Source organism: Streptomyces sp. W16, assembly GCF_033194735.1.
Lineage (GTDB): Bacteria > Actinomycetota > Actinomycetes > Streptomycetales > Streptomycetaceae > Streptomyces.
The window spans coordinates 1-1287 of the sequence record NZ_JAWOAI010001095.1; the positions used below are offsets into that span (position 1 = coordinate 1).

2 protein-coding genes are annotated in these 1287 nt (G+C 72.5%); one reads left to right on the plus strand and one right to left on the minus strand.

Features of this window, described 5'->3' with window-relative positions; translation table 11 throughout:
- Window positions 1–317 (minus strand): hypothetical protein (locus tag R6V09_RS53375; protein WP_317888589.1); only part of this gene is annotated, 317 nt, incomplete at its 3' end.
- A 295-nt stretch (window positions 318–612) separates the two neighbouring features.
- Here R6V09_RS53375 and R6V09_RS53380 point away from each other — a divergent pair.
- The coding region (locus R6V09_RS53380) for a PAS domain-containing protein (protein WP_317888590.1) at window positions 613–1287 on the plus strand (675 nt) is incomplete at its 3' end.

Genomic DNA, 1287 nt, shown 5'->3' on the forward strand with positions numbered 1-1287 from the left:
AGGGGGACGACCGTCTCCTGGCGCGGCGGCCGGGTGCGCGGCACTGGCTTGCCGACGACCCGGGTGTGCGTCATCAGCGCGGCACAGGCCGCGCAGACCTCGGCCAGGGTCCACACCTGGCCGACCGCCGGATCGTGCCGCAGCACGAGCAGCACCGAGCCCGAGCAGTCGACCCGGGTTCCCTCGTGCGCCGCACATCGCTGCCGCCGGCAGCCGCAGGCCGCGTCGGGACGTACGGTCGCCGCTCTGACATGGGCCGCCGCATGGGCCTCGGCGAAGCGGCGCAGGGCCGGGATGTCGCGCGACCGGGCGGGCATGCCGCACCCGGAGGAGCAGCTGACCGAGGCGGTACGGTCGCGGTGACCTGTGATGCGAATAGTCCAGGTACGCCCGGGTCGACGGGCTGACGGGGCGTCAGGGTACGCGAGAGCCAAGACCACAGTTCCTTTGAGTGGAGGTGTTCACGCGGAAGAGGCGCTGAGTTAAGAACTACCCGTCGTGGGGCACTTCACAGCATTTACGGACCCCAAGTATTCGTTCGATCCCGTCGGCCCCGGACGCCTGGCCCGGCGCCCGGTTGTTGGCGTCCGAGGGCGGGAGCACACTGATCCCATGGATCCCGCCCGCGGGGACGACGACGAGCGCGCGCTGACGGAGCGCGCGTTCCGCCAGGCGTCGTTCTCGATGTCGGTGTTCGACGCCTCGCAGCGGTACCTGCGGCTGAACGCCGTGGCCTGCGAGGTCATGGGGCTCGGCGAGGAGGCCCTGCGCGGCCACGCCTTCCCCTACGGCCTGCCGGCGGACGTCGACCAGCTGGGCACCCTCCAGGCACTGCGCGACGTGGCGGCCACCGGCAAACCGGCGCACTACGAGAGCCACACCCGCGCTCCGTCCGGAATCCGCGAACACGCCTGGAACCTGGAGCTGTGGCCGGTCCGGGACGACCGGGGCGAGGTGTGCGCGGTCGGGATGGCCGGATTCGACAGCAGCGAGCAGCACTGGGCGCGGCAGCGGCTCGCGGTGCTCGACGAGGCCGCCGTCTCCGTCGGCACGACCCTCGACCTCGACCGCACCGCGCGGGAACTCGCCGAACTGGTCGTCCCGAGGTTCGCCGACTTCGCGAGCGTGGACCTGCTGGAGGCGGTGATGCACGGCGAGGAGCCCGAGGACGGCGGCCCGGACGCGGACGTCGTGCTGCGCCGGGCCGCGCATCTGTCCACCGAGAAAGGGACCCCCGAGGCCGTCATCGGCCTGGGCGCCAGCGACGCCTACCCGCCGTACTCGCCG